The sequence below is a fragment of the Nonomuraea turkmeniaca genome (assembly GCF_005889735.1).
In the GTDB taxonomy this organism is placed as follows: Bacteria; Actinomycetota; Actinomycetes; order Streptosporangiales; family Streptosporangiaceae; genus Nonomuraea; species Nonomuraea turkmeniaca.
The window spans coordinates 45,035-62,426 of the sequence record NZ_VCKY01000030.1; the positions used below are offsets into that span (position 1 = coordinate 45,035).

The following is a 17,392-nucleotide window of genomic DNA, read 5'->3' on the forward strand; positions in this document are numbered from 1 at the left end:
ATGTCGCTGCGGCCCGCCCGGCTGCGCCTGTCGGACCTGGCCCGGCTCGGCGGATACGGCCTGCGCTCACGCCCGCTGCGCGCCGTGCTGTCGGCGCTGGGCATCGCGATCGGCATCGCGGCGATGACCGCGGTGGTCGGCATCTCCGCCTCCAGCCGCGCCGACCTCGACCAGGAGCTCGCGCAACTCGGCACCAACATGCTGACCGTGTCTCCCGGCAACACGATGTTCGGCAAGCAGGCCACGCTGCCCGACGAGTCGGTCGCGATGATCAAGCGGATCGGCCCGGTGCAGTCGGCCACCGCGACCGGCATGCTCAGTGACACGTACGCCTATCGCAACGACCGGATCCCGGCGGCGCAGTCCGGCGGCCTGTCCGTGCTCGCGGCCAAGCTCGACCTGCTCAAGACGGTCGGCGGCACGCTCGACCATGGCGCCTGGCTCAACGCGGCGACCGACCGGTATCCGGCGGTGGTGCTCGGCGCGACGGCGGCCGAGCGGCTCGGGAACGTGCCCGCCGTCTACATCGGTGGCCGATGGTGGGTCGTGGTCGGGGTGTTGCAGAACGTGCTGCTCGCGCCGGAGCTCGACTCGGCGGTGCTCATGGGATGGCCGGCGGCCACGACGTACCTGGGCTTTGACGGGCATCCGACGACGGTCTACACGCGGTCGGTGGAGTCGCGGGTGGAGGCGGTGCGTGCGGTGCTCGCACCCACGGCCAACCCGTCGGCGCCGGGCGCGGTGCAGGTGTCGAAGCCGTCCGACGCGCTGGCCGCGCGCCGGGCCACGAACGCGGCCTTTGACGCATTGCTGCTCGGGTTGGGCGGGGTCGCGCTGCTCGTGGGCGGGATCGGCGTCGCCAACACGATGGTGATCTCGGTGCTGGAAAGGCGCTCGGAGATCGGCCTGCGCAGATCGCAGGGCGCCACAAAGGGCCAGGTCCGTACGCAGTTCGTCGCGGAGTCGCTGCTCCTGTCGCTGCTCGGCGGCGCGTTCGGAGCGCTGCTCGGCTATCTGGTGACCGGAATGTACGCCACGACGCAGAAGTGGCCCACGGTCGTGCCGCTGTGGGTCCTCGCGGGTGGCGTCGGCGCGACGGTGGTGATCGGCGCGATCGCGGGCCTGTACCCGGCGATCCGCGCGGCCCGCCTGTCACCCACGGAGGCCTTGGCGGCGACCTGACGGGCGTTGTTTCGGGGAGGCTCACGGGACCTCCCCGAAATCGGCTTGCCTTCGGAGGCAATAGATCTCGACCCTCAGAGATCGACACACGTGGCGGCTTCAGCCGGTGCGGCGGCAGCCCCTCCACGACCCTCCCACGTCCCGCCGCCGTGCTCATGAACCTCGCGCGGCGAACCGATCCACAGGTCGCAAGCATTGCTCCACTGTCGGGTCTCAGGACGTGCGCGACGCACCCTCGGGTCGGTGGCCTCCGTACCGCCGCTCCGGACCCTTTATTGATGTGAGAGATCGTTGAAGGGCTGCTTCACTGCCGACATGGCCCAAACTCTTGACTTCGTCGTCCGATTCGCCATGAGCGGCCAGGTCGGCCCTTTGCACTGCGGCATGCCCTTGCAGGAGATAGAAACCCTGATCGGGCCATTCCACGACCGCCTGCACGACTCCAAGCCTCGCCGATGGCGGCCCCGCCTCTACTTCTGGGACGACCTTGAGATCCTGATCTGCCATGGGCTTGTGATCGATATCGGAGTACCCCTGTGGCGTGACAAGGTTGCCCTCCCCACCGCGCTGTCCGGCTGGGAGCGAGCCGTCCCCGCTGGGCTCAACCTGCCAGACGTCCTTGACGCCCTGGACACGGCTGGATGTGATCGGGAAGAAGCCCCTGGCATCGTCGTAGATGACAATGCCCGCGGTATCCGAACCCGCCAGCAAGATGTCCACCTTGTCTTCGGGCCGGAGCGCCGTTCAGGAGCTATGCGTCTACACAAGATCTACAAGTCGGACCACCAAGTAGACCAGAACGATCATTCGCCACGGCAAGGGCCGACCATCCGATGAAGCGACGGGCGACGTAGCAGTCACTGTTGCTGCCACAGCAAATCAAAAAGCCCCGTACGACGATCCGTCCGGGGCGTTCCTGCTGTTCAAAACTGGTGGTCAGGGGCAGGGTCGAACTGCCGACCTTCCGCTTTTCAGGCGGACGCTCGTACCAACTGAGCTACCTGACCCAGAGCGGTCCTGACGGGACTTGAACCCGCGACCTCCACCTTGACAGGGTGGCGAGCACTCCAAACTGCTCTACAGGACCTTGCGTTTCTTGCTGTTTGCGCTCGCTTAGCTTACCAGCTCTTCGGTGGTCTTCGACCAGCCGTTGTGCGGTGCGCTAAACGCTCGCGGTGCCCCCAACGGGATTCGAACCCGTGCCGCCGCCTTGAAAGGGCGGTGTCCTAGGCCGCTAGACGATGGGGGCTCAGGATTCCCTGTCGCCTTCCGTCGGAGACCTCTGAAGCATAGGGGACGATTGCCCCTGATGCCAAAGCGGCGGACCGGCGGACGGTGATGCCGTGCCAGTGACCGGTCCCGTTGGCGACGGGGCGTCCGTTGGCTCTGGAGAAATCATACGTTGTGGGTGGGGCTCCACGTGACGCTGGATGTACACGGACTGCTCCCCCAGCCCGCCCAGCGTGATGTCGTCCCAGGCCTGGAGGCGCTTGGTCTCCTTGTCGAAGTACAGGACCGAGGCCTGGACCGGGGTGGGCTGGGCGTGTTCGAGGGCGCGGAGGCCGGCGCCGCCGGTGGAGCCCTGGATGAGCATGCGGGTGCCGGACCGGAGCATGGTCGTTTTGCGCTCGTGGGTGTGGCCGGCGAGGATCATGGGCGCTGCGCCGGTGAAGCCCTTGCCGACGTCCGGGTCGTGTACGGCCACCACATCGGCCTTGCCGACCTTGGCGCGGTGGGCGCGGGCGAATCGCGCCAGAGTCGCCGGGTTCGAGTCGACGGGCACCGACAGGTCCGGGGTGAAGCGGGGATCGCCCAGGCCGTAGATGGACAGGCCGGCCACCGTCTCAGTTCTGTTGTCCAGGACGACGGCGTTCTTCTGCTTCTCGATGGCTTTCTGGGTGGCCATGGAGTCGTGGTTGCCGCGTACGTACACGTACGGGACCCCGAGGCGGCTGATCTCGTCCATGAACTTGTTCTCGGCCTTGGTGCCATGGTCGGAAATGTCGCCTGTGTCGACGATCAGGTCCACGGCGAACTGGTCCTTGAGGGAGCGGATGACGTTCCAGGCGATCGGGTTGATGTGGATGTCGGAGACGTGGAGGACGCGGATGGTTTTGGGGTCGACGTCGTACAGCGGGAGGGTGGAGACCGTGTCGTAAAGCTTCGAGACGTTCGTCACGAGCTTGGTGAGCTGCGACCGGTACGACTCGAAGCGCGTCATGATCGACTCCGCGCTGCCCACCAGGGACGGCGCGGCGGCGACCAGACCCGAGTAGCGGGGCTCCACGAGCGAGTTCGGGCGGAAGGTGACCGCGGCGACCACGCCAGTCCCGGCGAGCGCCACGGAGGCCGCCAGGAGGCCCAGCAGGGCCACGCGCGGGCGCCTGTAGACCATCAGGACGGCGATCAGCGCGCCGGCGCCTGCGCACAGGAGCGATCGGATGACGAGGTCCCGCACGCCGTCCAGCAGATCGTTCTCGATGAGCTCGGGCAGCCGGTCGGCCAGGCGCGGATCCTCGATGAAGGCCCTCGCGCGCTCCTGGTCGATGTTCTCGAGTGTGATGCGGAGCCGGAGCGGCGCGTCATGCGTGCGGAACGTGAGTGTGCCGAGCGGGCTGGCGTCCACGACCGTCTCGCCGTTCCAGGCCGGTCGGAGGGACATACCAGTCTCGACGGGACCCACCTGGGCACGTACGGTGCCGCTGAAGAAGATCCCCAGCCACGCACCCGCAGCGGCCACGAGTAGCACGGCCGCCGCGCGCGCCGGCCTGGATCGGAGAATTGCCGTTGACCTGTGGACGAACTTCATACAGTTTCTTGCTTACCTGACCGTAGGGGCAGAATGGCAAGTGTGATCGAGGTATCGCGGGAGAAGTTCGAGGAACTCGTGGCCGAGGCATTGGACACGATTCCCGCCGATCTCACGGCAGCCATGAGCAATGTCGTCGTCGTCGTGGTCGATGATCCGCCGGAGCCCCACCTGCTCGGCCTGTACACCGGTGTCCCCCTCACGGAACGCGGCGACTGGTACTCAGGAGTCCTGCCCGACACCATCGAGATCTACCGCAATCCCATATGCCAAATTTGCGAATCCGAGGAAGACGTGATCGACGAGGTGCGCATCACGGTCGTCCACGAGGTCGGGCACCACTTCGGGATCGACGACGCCAGGCTCCACGAGCTGGGGTGGTAACCCTTTGCTTTTGGTTGGCTTCTTTGGGTTGCGGCTGACCAAGTGATCGGGCACCTTAGGTGACATAGCGAACACTGTGAGTCAGGCACATCGGAGTCCAATGGGGGCCATGCGGGCGCGACGGGCGCCGGGACGACATCGACGTGCGGACGCACCACAAGCCACCTATCGAGAAGTCATCGCGATCAGGGAGTTCCGGGCACTCTGGTACGGCCAGGGCCTGTCACTCCTCGGCGACCAGCTCGCACAGGTCGCGCTCGCCGTGCTGGTCTACAACCGCACACAATCGCCGCTCGCCACGGCGGGCGTGTACGCGTTGACGTACCTCCCGTCGATCGTCGGCGGGCCGCTGCTGGCGGGCCTCGCGGACCGGTTCGCGCGCCGGGCCGTCATGCTGACCTGCGATCTCATCCGGGCCGGGCTGGTGGCCGCGATGGCGGTGCCCGGTCTGCCGTTCTGGGCGCTGTGTTCGCTGGTGTTCGTCGTGGTGCTGCTCAGCGCGCCGTTCTCGGCCGCGCGGGCCGCACTGGTGCCCGAAATCCTGGAAGGCGACAGGTACGTCATCGGCTCGGCCCTCCAGAACATGACGAACCAGGCCGTTCAGATGCTCGGTTTCGCGGCGGGCGGAGCGCTCATCGCCACCATGGGCCCGTACCGGGCGCTGGCCATCAACGCGGCGACGTTCCTCGGCTCCGCGTTGATCCTGATCTCCGGCGTGCGCCGCCGCCCCGCCGCCAACGGCGAGTCGAAGCCCTCCATGTGGACCATGACCAGGGCGGGGGCCAAGCTGGTCTTCGGGTCGAGGAAGCTCCGGACGCTGGTCCTGTTCGCCTGGTTGTGCGGCTTCTACGTGCTGCCCGAAGGCATCGCCGTGCCGTACGCGGCCACGTTCGACACAGGCACGCTGCCGGTCCCCGTGATCACCGGGCTGTTGATGGCGGCGATGCCGACCGGGACGGTGGTGGGGGCGTTCCTTTTCAGCAGGTTCGTGTCACCGCCGCGGCGGCTCCGGCTCATGGGCTGGATGGCCATGCTGAGCTGCGCGCCCCTGGTCGTGACCGCCATGCGACCGCCGCTGGCCGTGGTGCTGGCGGCGTGGGTTCTGTCGGGGATCGGCGGGGCTTACCAGCTCGCGGCCAATGCCGCCTTCGTCCAGTCCGTTCCGCCCGAACGTCGCGCCCAGGCGTTCGGGATCGTGCAGTCGGGGCTGATGGCCGTACAGGGGATCGGGATCCTGGTTGGTGGGTTCGCGGCGGAGAGACTCGGCCCTGAGCCGGTGGTCGCGCTGGCCGGGATCACCGGGGTCACCTGCGCGGCCGTGCTCGCCATGATCTGGACCGAGTCTCGGGGTGAAAGGACCGCCCGGGTGCGTGCCCAGGCCGCGGCCTGATCACGGCTGGGGCTTGTGCTCGCCGCTCCAGTCGGTGTTCGTACCGCGGTTCTGCTGCTTGCTGATCAGGTCCTGCACGATCGAGGTGTCGCTGTGCTCGTCCGGCATGAGGAGCCACCCGATCGCGTAGACGCCGACGCCCAGGCCGCCGAACAGCGTGGCGATCGCCAGTGCGATGCGGATCATGTTCGCGTCGATCCCGACGTACTCCCCGATGCCGGAGCAGACGCCCGCGACGATCCGGCCCTTCTGGGTACGGCGGAGTTTCTTGACGTTGTGCTCGTGGTATTCGCTCATGTCTCAAGACTGCCCGCGTACCCGGTGTTAGCACATCGGGATTCCCCCTGGTAGAACCCTGGTAACCCCTTACGTGTAAGGAGAGGATCCGCGATGGACGACCTGCTTCGCCTCGACGAGCGGCTCAACGCCGACCAGCGGCTGATCCGCGACACGGTCAGATCCTTCGTCTCCGACCGCATCCTCCCGCACGTCGGAGACTGGTTCGAGGAGGCGGCCTTCCCCGCGCGCGACCTCGCGCCCGCGCTCGGCTCGCTCGGCCTGCTCGGCATGCACCTGCACGGGTACGGCTGCGCCGGGACGGACGCGGTGTCGTACGGCGTGGCCTGCCGGGAGCTCGAGGCAGGCGACTCCGGGCTGCGTTCGTTCGTCTCCGTCCAGGGCTCGCTGGCCATGTTCCCCATCTGGCGGTACGGCTCGGATGAGCAGAAGGAGGAGTGGCTGCCCCGGATGTCCGCCGGCGAGGTCATCGGCTGCTTCGGCCTGACGGAGCCGGACCACGGGTCTGATCCCGCCGGCATGCGGACCTACGCCAAAAAGGACGGATCCGACTGGATCCTGAACGGCTCCAAGATGTGGATCACCAACGGCTCGATCGCCGACGTGGCCGTGGTCTGGGCCCAGACCGACGAGGGCATCCGCGGCTTCGTCGTCCCCACCTCCACCCCCGGGTTCTCCGCCCCGGAGATCCACAAGAAGATGTCCCTGCGCGCCTCCATCACCTCATCCCTCTATTTCGACGACGTGCGCCTCCCCGAGTCCGCCGTGCTCCCCGGGGTCGTCGGATTGAAGGGACCGCTGTCGTGCCTTTCGGAGGCCCGCTTCGGCATCATCTGGGGCGTCGTCGGCGCCGCCCGCGCATGCCTCGAGGCGGCCGTCGAGTACGCGAAGACCCGCGTACAGTTCGACAAGCCGATCGGAGCCTTCCAGCTGACCCAGGAGAAGCTGGCATGGATGTACGTGGGACTGGCCCAGGCCGGCCTCACGGCGCTGCATCTCGGTGAGCTGAAGGACGCGGGGCGCCTGGAGCCGCGGCAGATCAGCTTCGGCAAGTTGGCCAACGTACGGGCAGCGCTGGACATCGCCCGACAGGCTCGTTCGATCTTGGGCGGGAACGGGATCACCCTGGAGTATCCGGTCATCCGGCACATGAACAATCTCGAGAGCGTCCTGACGTACGAAGGAACTCAGGAGATCCACACGCTCGTGCTCGGCGAGGCGCTCACCGGGATCGCCGCCTATCGTTGAGCTGACGTTCTTGATCGTGGCGTACGCCCGGGGCACCGCCGCGTACCGGTGGACCTGGGCCTGAGCGCCGTGTCCTGGCTTGGTCAGGAAACAGGCGGGCATCTCGATCCGTTACTGTGAGGGGCGGGAACCGCGTCGCGTACTTGGCGGTAATCTCTGTACCCTTGCTGTGCATGGGGCGTTAGCTCAATTGGCAGAGCTGCGGACTTTTAATCCGTAGGTTCCGGGTTCGAGCCCCGGGCGCCCTACCACCCCACACCCATTCGACCTGCGATTTCTCGATTTCGAGGGCCTCCGGCGAGGCCGAGACACACCGTTGGTTGCTCGCTGGTTGCTCTTCGGCACGGTTCCGGCACATGGCCGGGTGTTCCGGACCCCGATTTGGGCCTTTTCCCAAGCCAGACCCGCGCGAAGATCAACGGAACACCAAGTCGGAAGACCTGACGGGCACCACCTGCGGCCGAGCGGCTTTCCCTGGCTGACGGTGGCCGGCAAACGGCTGCGCGGCTGGATCGTCATCGACATCGACGCCACCGTCATCACCGCCACCTCCGACAAGCACGGCGCGGCGGTCACCTTCAAGAAAACGTATGGCTTTCACCCGCTGGCCTGCTGGTGCGCCAACACCCAGGAAGCGCTGGCGATGCTGCTGCGGCCCGGGAACGCCGGCAGCAACACCGTGGCCGACCACCTGCGGGTGCTCACCGACGCGCTGGCCCAGATCCCGAACTCCTGCCAGGCCAAGATCCTGGTCCGGGTGGACGGCGCGGGCGCCACTCACGATCTGCTGGTTCATCTGGAAAGCCTGAACACCGCTCGCCGCACGGTGCGGTACCTGGTCGGCTGGATGATCACCGACCTCGACGAGCAGGCCATCGCCCGGCTGCCCGCCACCGCCTGGACCGACTCCCTCGACCAGGACGGCGACCTGCAGCCCGGCTACCACGTGGCCGAACTCACCGGCCTCAACCAGCGCACCGGCTGGCCCGAGGGCATGCGGCTGCTGGTGCGCCGGGTCCGCCCCTCGGCCCGCCACCGCAAGAACCTGACCGCCTTCGAAACCCGGACCGGCTGGAAGTACTCGATCATCGTGACCAACATCGGCCGGATGTGGGGCATCGCCGGCTCTCACCACCCGCAATGGCTGGACGCGCTGGCCCGTGCCCACGCCGTAGTCGAGGACCGTGTCCGCGTCGGTAAGGCGATGGGCCTGCGTAATCTGCCCAGCAAGGACTGGACCGTCAACCAAGGATGGGTATTGGCCGCCAACCTCGGCCACGACCTGGACTGCTGGCTGCGTCTGCTGACCCTGCACGACCAGCCCGGGCTGGACCGCGCCGAGCCGGACACCATGCGCTACCGGCCCTATCACCTGCCCGCCCGGCTGGCCGCCCACGCCCGCCGCCGCCACCTGCGCATCGAGCGGACCTGGCCCTGGGCCCAGGCATTCGTCCTGGCCTGGCAGCGCCTCACCAACCTGCCCGCTCTCACCTGAGAGCCGGACCCGACCACGACGATCCAGGAAGGAGCCTCCTCCGGGCCCGTGGAACCCGGCGCCCCCGCAGCGTCATGCGACGGCCCGCCCCAACCGCCTCGGGGACATTACGGGCGAAACCCGCGGAGCCACTCACGCACCCCGACCAGCTGAAGAATCGAGGCTAACACCCGCTAAGACACGCCGTCAGATGCAGAGCCAGTGCCCGACCGAGTCAATATAGCAATCAATTGGTTAACCAGATGAGGCGGAAGATTCTCTTCCAGAAAACTCCTTGGAATGAAAAGATCTTTCTGGCCGGTCTGCATCTCATCGTTCAGCGTCATAAGCATTGTTTGCCATTGGCGGTTGTTCGCAATGGAGGGCAGGTGTTGAATCTCACTCCTCGTGCGAGCTAGGGCTGCTCTGGCATTCCGGATAGTGACATAATTCGGAGGCCCTGGAAGTATTTGCTGATCCAGATCTATTCCTCCACGAAAAGCGAAATCAATCATTTGAGCCCCCGAGAAATCATTGCCGCGATAGGCGTTAACCTGCCGACCCAAATCCGCATCTAGTTCGCGAGGGCGCGCGGAGAATGTTACATGCTCAAGCGTTCCACTAAAAACGCAATTGACGAATTCGGCATCTATGAATGTAACGTTACTTATATGGACATTATGGAACGAGCAGCCAATAAATGTAGCCCGACCCGGGAGGACTCGATCCCAGCGAGACTCGTCGAACACGCAGTCTAGATATGTGCTCGGCTTTCGTCCATTCCCTAGAGTGGCCGAGCGGCTCATGATGATCCCACTGAAGTTGCAGTTTAGGACATTGCTTTCAGTGACAGCGATCTCACGCCATCGCCTACCAGAGTAGTCTTCGCCCTCAACTGTTTCCCAGCCGATAAGCAGTTCGTTCACGAGCTTAAGCCTATCACGTCGATTCTATGGGAGTCGCCCGGGCCCTTGATATAAGACATAGCCTGCAGACCTGTAGGCACTGCCCACGGTGGTCCTTCTGACATGGGGCACGAATTGCTTGACCGTGGTCAGCTCAACTCGTAGGCCAGTGAGTCGATCATAAAAATCTGGCCCGTTTGTGGGATTATAAACGAAGCGCGGTTTCTTGTCGGACATCACGTAGCGTGAGGCCAAGTCCGCGTTCACCGCCTCATGTAGCGCAGTACCAGCAATAGCTCGTGCTAGATTCATGTGCCCCGCTCTTAGGGCATTGTTATATTGATTCAGCAGCGTGGTAGACATTTGGGCCTTCACGCTCGACCAGCCGGCATTCAATTGCCGTTGCACAGACTCTCTGACGATCTGTGTCGTCTTCAGCTGCGCAGACCGCGTTGGGTTTGACTGCGGATCTCCCTTTCTAGAGGTGAGGCGAATGTAGACTGCAGAACCCGCCAGGGCAATATGCCCCATTGCACTGCACAAGCCGATCCCATCTTCTTGCAGAATCGCCTGTCGGCCTCAATTTGGGTGACCATCCATACATAACTGTCATAAAACGTAGCACGCTTCAGATCTTTAGGATGGACACCTCTCTTCGTTTTCAGGATGTCGACGACTATGCTATAGTACTCGATCTCCCATTTGCGTTCCTGACATTCGCGGCTCCATATATGGATTCATCGGGTCATAGAATGCACTGAAATTTCGCCGAGCCCGTTCACCTTCTTCTGAGTTGTCTGCCCAGAAGTCGTCGTCGGGGGCGTCTCGGCCAGCGCCCAGCCCTTCCGCTACGACATTTACTCGGCGCGCTTCTTCCTCAGAGAACCCCGGATTCCATTCAGGGTTGTTTTCCTTCCACCAGGCAGGGTCTGACTCAGCGATGGTCGGTGTGCACGCGGAGGTACCCGCGCTGATGTTCACCTGGCAGTATCCGCCGCTTGATGGGACGTAGTTGCCGTTGCTGTCCGGTGTGTAGTAGGTCATGTGGCCGGTGGGGTCAGTGCCGACCATGGGTGTGGCGTTGGCGTAGGTGTAGCGATTGGCCTGGATCGAAGGATTGGGGTTGAGGGTGGCGGTGTCGCGGCTGGTGAAGGTGCCGGTGCCGGGTTGGTACCAGCGGGCGTGCATGTTGACCTTGCCGGTGTCCGGGTCGGTGTACTCGCCCTGGTAGCCGAGTTGGGTCTTGGTGCCGGTCTGGGTGATGACGGTGCCGAAGGGGTCGTAGGCGGTGGAGGTCTGCAGGCTGGTGGTGTAGGTGGCAACCAGATCGCCGTGCAGGTCGCTCAGCGCTGCGGCAGCCGTACCGGCGCCTTCCTTCAGGCCAAGCAGGACGCCTGCGGGATCACGGGCGTAGGCGGCCTGGACGGCGCCACCGCTGTCACGCAGGGCCGCCAGGTCGTTGCCGAGCCCGGCGTAGGCGAAGGTCTGCTTGGCGGCGCCGCGGATGCGGGAGGTGACCCGGTCGAGAGCGTCATAGCTGTAGAGGCTGTCGCCGTCGGCGATGAGGCGGTCGAAGGCGTCGAAGGTGTAGCTGGTGGTGGCGCCGGCCTTGGTGCTGGTGGCCAGGGTGCCGCGCGGGGTGTAGGTGTGGTCGGTGCCGTCGCCGGAGGTCAGGCGGTTGCGTTCGTCGTAGGTGAACGTTTTGCCGCCGGCTTTGGTGCGGTTGCCGGCGGCGTCCCACTCGTAGGCGGTGGTGGCGCCGCCGGGGGCGGTCCAGGAGGTGAGCCGGCCGGCGTGGTCGTAGGCGTAGGTGTTGGTGCCTGCGCCGGCAAGGCCGGTGGTGGTCTTGGTGGTGAGGTTGTCGTCCTTGTCCCACCCGTAGGTGATCTTGGCGAGCTGGGTGCCGGCGCCGTTCTTCAGCGTCTGCGTGGTGGGCCGGTCCATGGCGTCGTAGTCGAAGCTCTGGGTGCTGGCCTGGCCGCTGGTGGCGGTGATGGTCTTCAGCCGGCTGGCCGGGTCGTAGCCATAGGTGAGGGTACGGCCGGTGACCGGATCTGTGGCGGTGGCCAGACGGTTGACGTTGTCCCAGGTGAATGTGGCGGTGCCGGCGGCGTCGATGCGCTGGGTGGGGTTGCCGAGCGCGTCGTAGGCGTAGGCGGTTTCCTGCACGGTGGCGCGTGAGACCTTCAGCGGCAGACTGCGGTCGTTGTAGTCGACCGCGAGGTCACCGGCGGTGGTAGCGCGTCCAGCCAGGTCGTAGCCGAAGGTGCGCTCGGCGCTGGTGGCGCCGCCCCCGGCGCCGGTCTCCTTGGTGAGCCGGCCCAGGTGGTCGAAGGTGCGGTCGATCCGCACTTCACCGGGCTGGATGGTGGCCACTTGGTTGCCGGCCGCGTCGTAGAGGTGGGTCCAGGTGCGGTCGGCCGCATTCGGGTGGGCGGTGGTGGCCGGTTCGGTCACCGTTTCGGCCAGGCCGAGGCTGTTGTAGCTGGTCCAGGTGGCGTTGCCGCGGCCGTCGGTGAGCCGCGTGCGGGCGCCGGTGGCGTCGTAGCCGAACCTCGTGGTGATCGACTCGCTCGCGGAGACCGGTTCGACGAGTGAGGTCGGCCGGTTGAGCGCGTCGAAGGTCTGCCTGGTGATGTGCCCTTCGGGTGAGGTGGAGCTGGTCGCGTTGCCTGCCAGGTCGTAGCCGTAGCCGAAGGTGCGCTGCACCGCGCCCGAGCCGTTCAGATCCTTGACGCTGATTTTGCGGCCGGCCAGGTCGTACTCGGCCACGGTGGCGTTGCCGCTCAGGTCGGTCGTGATCGTCTTCGGGGCGACCGTCTTGACCAGGCGGCCGGCCAGGTCGTACTCCATGGTGGTCTTGTTGGTTGCCGGGTCGGTGGTCGAGGTGACCTCGCCGGCGGCGTTGACCGTGAAGGTGGTGACTCTGGTGGCCGGGTTCGGGCCGGGGGCGGTCTGCTTGATCAGCCGGCCGGCGTCGTCGTACTCCATCGTGGTGGTGTAGGCGGCGCTGGCGGGCTTGCGCTCGATCTGCGTGGCGGTGATCTGCCTGCCCAGGTCGTCGTAGGTGGCCTGGATGCGGGCGCCGGTCGGGTCGATGCTGGCCAGCTGTTCCCCGGCCATGTCGTACTCGCTCACCCAGGTGCCGGCGGGCTGGCCGTCGGGGGCGGGGTCGGTGACGCGGACCTGGCGGCCGAGCTGGTCGTATTCGTACCGGGTGACGTTGCCGCGCGGGTCGGTGGTGCTGGTGCGCTGCCCGGCCGCGTCATAGCCGTGGCGGACGGTTGGGGTGATCGCGCTGCCGCCGGGCGGGGTGTACTGCGGCGCGGTACTGCTGGTCAGCCGGCCCGCCTTGTCGAAGGTGGAGGCGACGGTGCGGCCTTCAGGATCGGTCTGGTGGGTCTGGTTACCCACGGTGTCGTAGCCGACCTTGGCGGCTGGGCGGGCCTGGCTGGAAGACCCGTTCTTGTCCACCTGCATCTGCGGCGCGGTGGTCTCCACCAGCCGGTCCAGGATGTCGTAGCGCAGGGTGGTGGTGTAGTCGGCGGCGTTGGCTCCGTCTGCGTTGCCGCGGGGATCGGTGGTGGCCACGGCCAGGCCGCGGTCGTCGTAGGTGGTGGTGGTGACCAGGTCCTGGGCGCCGTTCTCGACGGTTTGCTTGGTGGTCTGGTTGAGCTTGTTGTAGGCGTAGCCGGTGGTCTCGATGCGAGTGGTGCCGGCGGCCGTCAGCGTGGTCTGGGTGACGTTGCCGTTGGCGTCGTAGGTGAAGGCGGTCTTGCGGGCCAGCTCTGGATCCGGATCGTTCGGGTTGACGGGGTCCAGCGTCCGGGCCACCAGGCGGCTGGCTACGTCGTAGTCGTAGAGGGTGACGATCTCCTTGGTACCGCCGGTGACCGAGGTCTTCAGGTTGCCTGCGGGGTCATACTCCTCGGCCTTGACGACCACGTCGCGTGGCGTGGCGGAGCCGTTCAGCTTGGCGCCGACGGCGATCTGCCGCTTGAGCCGGTTGTCCATCCAGTAGTCGTTGGTGGTCTTGCGGCCCATCACGTCCACCGTCGACACCAGCCGCCCGGCCGGGTCATAGCCTCGGGTTTCCAGCACCACGTCCCTGGCCGGTTGCGGATTGACCGGGCTGCCGGTCCAACCCTTCAACGTGCTGGTGTCCGGCTCACCGCGCTTGGTAAAGGACTGCTCGATGACCGTGCCGCGCGGGTCCGTGGTACGGACCGTCCAGCCGCGGTGGTTCCACGCCTGCCGGACCACGCCACCCTCAGGGTCGGTGATGGAGTCCAGCCGGCCGTGACCGTCATAGGTGTAGGTGGTGATGCGCTCCGGCTCACCGCCGGTCGCGTCCATCACCGTCTGCGTCAGCGGGTTACCGTCGGCGTCATAGGCGATGCGGGTCTGCGCGGTATGCGTGACGTTGCTGATCTCGTTCTTCGCGCCCGGCAAGGTGCTGGTCAGCAGACGGCCGCGCCCGTCGTAGGTGAAGGTGGTCTCGGCGCCGCCGGGGAAGGCCTCCGAGATGCGCGTGCTGGCACTCAGCCGACCGATCGGGTCGTGCTCCAGCTTGGTGACCAGCCCTTCCGGGTCAGTCTGCTCGGCCAGGTCGCCAGCAGCGGTGTAGCGGTAGCTCCACGTGTTGCCGCGGGCGTCAGCCCTGGTCTTCACCAGCCCAGCCGGGGTGGTGCCGCCGCCCACCGCCGGCTCGCTGCCGTCGGTATAGATCGTGCTCATCGAGCGCCCCTGCGGGAAGTCCGCGGTGGCCGGGGTGGTCTGCTTGGTCACCTCCCCGAAGGTGTTGTAGTCGATCTTCGTGGCGTAGGTGTTGTCGGTGTCGCCGGCCGAGCGGCCGTCCCGGTAGGCGGTCACCTTGTCGTTGCGCGGATCGAACGGATCGCTGGCATTCAGGTAATAGGTCCAGAACTCGATCGCGCACTCGCCCGGCGCCCGGCAGTACTGCCGGCCCAGATTGTTGCCGCGCTTGTCCTGGTAGATCTCGTTGGCGATGTCGTTGCGGTCGATCACCTTGGTCAGGAAGCCGGCCTGGTCGTACTCATACCAGGTGGTGTGGCCGAGCGCGTCCGGCACGCCGCGCACGCGGTAGCCGCGCCAGGCATCGTAGAGGTAGTCGAGGGTGTTGTTGTCCGGGTCGGTCACGGTGACCTGGGCCTCGCCGGACTGCTCCTCGACGCCGATGTCGCCGATCTTCCAGGTGCCGCCGTCCTTGTCGGTGTGGGTGGCGATCCGGTCGGTCTTGGCGTCGTAGGTGTTGACCGCCCACACCCGCCCCGAGGGAAGGGTGGTCTTCGACAGCTTGTGCGGGGCGCCGGTGCGGGCGGCATAGTGGCCAGCCACCTCCGCCGCGGTCAGCGGCTTGCCATACAGCGCGACCTCGTCCAGTTGACCCTGGAACGGAAACGCCTGCACCGCGGACGGCACAGCCGGGGACTTGGCCGGGTCAGTGACACCGTTGCCAAGGGTGGCATACGTCCGCCAGGCGGTGACCGTGCCGGTCATGCCGCCGACCTGCTGACCATCCAGGTACAGCGTCTGGTCCGCCCCGGCCACGGTCAGCGCCACATGGTGCCACTGCCCGTCGTTCACCGCGTTCGCAGAGGTGATCGGCGTGGTCACCGCATCCAGCGAACCGCGCAGCTTGCCATCAGTACCGACATACAGCATCGCCCCTTGCGCCAGGTCGCTGCCGTTCTGGGTGTCGCCCGCTGCCATGATCACGCCGGACTGGGTGGTCTTGAACCAGGCTTCCACCGACAGCTGGTCGCCCAGGTGCGGGATGGTGTTGGAGGGCAGCTTCACCACGGATCCGGCGGCGAAGGTGGCCGCCGTGTCCGTCGTGGCCGCGAGCGCGCCCGGCTGGCCCAGTGTGATGCCCTGGTAGGTCAGGTTGCCGGCGCCGGTGCCCAGGTCTTCGCCACTGGTGGCGCCGGCGGCCTCGCCGAGCCGCCAGTAGCCGAACGGGTCGGAGTTGAGCACGCTGCTGCGATACAGCGACCCGGTACCGTACTCGTGGCTGGTGCAGTTCGGGGCCACGACCGGGGCGCACACCTGCGTCAACCGGCCAGCGTCGTAACCGTAGGTCCACGTCAGTGCCTGGCCGTCGATCGGGTCGCTGGTGATCGACGCCACTCGATCCGCCTGCCAGGTGAATGTCAGCGACCGGCCGCCCACGCCGGTGACCGTGGTCAGCTTCCCGCTGGTGTCGTAGGTCAGTTGCTGGCTGCGGCCGCGCTGGTCGGTGATCGATGTCAGTCGGCCGCTGGTGTCGAAGCGGTAGCTGGTGGAGGCCTTGTCCATCAGTCGCCAGCCGCCGCTCTGCTCGGCGAGGGTGGCGTGCATGCCGGGCGGCGGCTGGAAGGTGCCGTCCCCGTTGGCCTTGAACCGCACCTGCCGCCCGTCCGGGTAGGTCACCAGTGCCGACGTCGAGGCGCCCCGCACCTCCTTGATCACCTTCATGTCCCAGCGGGTCGACCAGCCAGGGCCGAACATGCCGTCGGTGCGCGGGTCCATGCTGTTGTAGGTGCGCACCACCGACAGCGGCGGCCCCACGGTGGCCACGTCCAGGTCGGTGAAGGTGCTGGTGTAGTTGCCGTTTTGCTGGTTGAACTCCTGCCCCGCAACGCCGGAGTTGGCCAGGTTCGAGGTGACGGCCGGCTGGCGCACCCCGGTGGTGAAGGTCAGCACCGGGGAGGTGGTGGTCGAAAGGTCGTAGGAGTCGCGGGCGGTGACCGTCCACCAGTACTGCTTGCCCCAGCTCAGCTTCCCGGCCGGAACGCTCCAGCTGTTCTTGTTGCCCGTCACATAGCCCGACGTCGTACAGCCGGTGCCGGACATCGACGCGACATCACAGATATTGAACAAGTACGACATGGCATAGCTGCCGTTGTTGCTCTTACCCCACGCGCGCAGCGCCGGCGTCAGCGAATCGACCAGATACCCCTGCTTGGGATACACATCCACCAAACTCGGCACGGCCAACAACGCCGCATCGGCCGCCTCGGCCCGCAGCACCCCGGCCGGCAACCGCTTCGACTCCGACGCCTGGGCCTGTGCGGCGCTCGGCGTCCGGCTCTCCTGCGGCACCGCACCCTTGGGCCGCTTCACCTCAGCACGCCACCCATCGGACGCATCGGCCACAGCGGCGATCTTCGTGGCAGGCAGCAGCGAAGGCAGCCCCACGGCCGAGCCAGCCATCTGCTGAGGGATCACCGGTAAGGCTCCGGCATCCTGCTGCACCGCTGCGGCGGCCTCCGCCACCACCGGTTGGCCCTGCACCACCAGGAGGCCGGGAGCCATAGCCACGACTGAGGTTCCCCCCGTTGCACGGACACCTGAGGTGAGGTCACTCGGCGGTGTCTGAGGGCCGGTAGAGGCTCTCGTACGTGACGGGGCTGTGCATTCCAATGCTGGAATGGCGCCTGTATGGATTATACCAGCATTCGATCCATTCGAAGATGGCGTTGGCGAGTTCTTCGCGGGTATTCCAGATTCTGGTGTCGAGGAGTTCGAGCTGCATCGTTCCCCAGAACGATTCCATCATCGCGTTGTCATAACATTATCCGGCTAATGACGCTGGTTCTGGGCGTTGGCCGGTTAACGCTTTCAGCTGACCCGGGTGGTAAGTCGGCGGAGTTGCTCTTCGTGGCGCCGGACGCGTGCAGCGACGGCTTCCAGGGCGGTGT

Annotated in this window: 10 protein-coding genes, 4 tRNA genes and 1 pseudogene; 6 read left to right on the top strand and 9 right to left on the bottom strand. The window is 66.3% G+C overall.

The genetic code is table 11. From position 1 onward, the window contains the following. A complete protein-coding gene (locus ETD86_RS11875) occupies positions 1–1,182 on the top strand; it encodes an ABC transporter permease (protein WP_138666190.1) in 1,182 nt (393 codons plus the stop codon). A gap of 213 nt (positions 1,183–1,395) precedes the next feature. Here the strand turns inward: ETD86_RS11875 and ETD86_RS11880 are convergent, their stop codons facing one another. The 5 genes from ETD86_RS11880 to ETD86_RS11900 all read right to left on the bottom strand — a co-directional run bounded on the left by ETD86_RS11880 (position 1,396) and on the right by ETD86_RS11900 (position 3,844). Continuing rightward, positions 1,396–1,902, bottom strand: a complete 507-nt coding sequence (locus ETD86_RS11880; protein WP_138666191.1) for a hypothetical protein — start codon at positions 1,900–1,902, stop codon at positions 1,396–1,398. A 210-nt stretch (positions 1,903–2,112) separates the two neighbouring features. After that, positions 2,113–2,189 (bottom strand) — tRNA-Phe (locus tag ETD86_RS11885). A 5-nt stretch (positions 2,190–2,194) separates the two neighbouring features. After that, positions 2,195–2,269 (bottom strand) — tRNA-Asp (locus ETD86_RS11890). Positions 2,270–2,358: 89 nt separating this feature from the next. After that, a tRNA-Glu gene (locus ETD86_RS11895) sits at positions 2,359–2,431 on the bottom strand. Then, positions 2,432–3,844: a metallophosphoesterase family protein gene (locus ETD86_RS11900; protein WP_246147859.1), complete on the bottom strand. Its 1,413-nt coding sequence runs from the start codon at positions 3,842–3,844 to the stop codon at positions 2,432–2,434. Positions 3,845–4,024: 180 nt separating this feature from the next. Between ETD86_RS11900 and ETD86_RS11905 the strand changes: the two genes are divergently transcribed. Continuing rightward, positions 4,025–4,375: a metallopeptidase family protein gene (locus ETD86_RS11905; RefSeq protein ID WP_425465627.1), complete on the top strand. Its 351-nt coding sequence runs from the start codon at positions 4,025–4,027 to the stop codon at positions 4,373–4,375. 109 nt (positions 4,376–4,484) lie between these two features. After that, positions 4,485–5,765, top strand: coding sequence for an MFS transporter (locus ETD86_RS11910; RefSeq protein ID WP_342779260.1), 1,281 nt, complete (start codon positions 4,485–4,487; stop codon positions 5,763–5,765). Here the strand turns inward: ETD86_RS11910 and ETD86_RS11915 are convergent, their stop codons facing one another. Further along, positions 5,766–6,062, bottom strand: a complete 297-nt coding sequence (locus ETD86_RS11915) for a PspC domain-containing protein (RefSeq protein ID WP_138666195.1) — start codon at positions 6,060–6,062, stop codon at positions 5,766–5,768. 93 nt (positions 6,063–6,155) lie between these two features. Here ETD86_RS11915 and ETD86_RS11920 point away from each other — a divergent pair, with 93 nt between their 5' ends. The 3 genes from ETD86_RS11920 to ETD86_RS11930 all read left to right on the top strand — a co-directional run bounded on the left by ETD86_RS11920 (position 6,156) and on the right by ETD86_RS11930 (position 8,805). Continuing rightward, a complete protein-coding gene (locus ETD86_RS11920) occupies positions 6,156–7,310 on the top strand; it encodes an acyl-CoA dehydrogenase family protein (protein ID WP_138666196.1) in 1,155 nt (384 codons plus the stop codon). 175 nt (positions 7,311–7,485) lie between these two features. Beyond that, positions 7,486–7,561 (top strand) — tRNA-Lys (locus tag ETD86_RS11925). Positions 7,562–7,794: 233 nt separating this feature from the next. Further along, positions 7,795–8,805 carry an IS1380 family transposase gene (locus tag ETD86_RS11930; RefSeq protein WP_246147860.1) on the top strand — a complete coding sequence of 337 codons (1,011 nt, stop codon included), beginning with the start codon at positions 7,795–7,797 and terminating at the stop codon, positions 8,803–8,805. 173 nt (positions 8,806–8,978) lie between these two features. Here the strand turns inward: ETD86_RS11930 and ETD86_RS11935 are convergent, their stop codons facing one another. From ETD86_RS11935 to ETD86_RS11945, 3 genes and pseudogenes are all read right to left on the bottom strand, one after another. Next, entirely contained in the window at positions 8,979–9,710 is a 732-nt protein-coding gene (locus tag ETD86_RS11935; protein ID WP_138666197.1) for a pentapeptide repeat-containing protein, read from the bottom strand. A 660-nt stretch (positions 9,711–10,370) separates the two neighbouring features. After that, on the bottom strand, positions 10,371–17,006 hold the full coding sequence (locus ETD86_RS11940) for a LamG-like jellyroll fold domain-containing protein (RefSeq protein ID WP_138666198.1): 6,636 nt from the start codon (positions 17,004–17,006) through the stop codon (positions 10,371–10,373). Positions 17,007–17,052: 46 nt separating this feature from the next. Next, a pseudogene (locus ETD86_RS11945) lies at positions 17,053–17,259 on the bottom strand (integrase core domain-containing protein); the annotation flags it as partial. Positions 17,260–17,392: the final 133 nt, after the last annotated feature.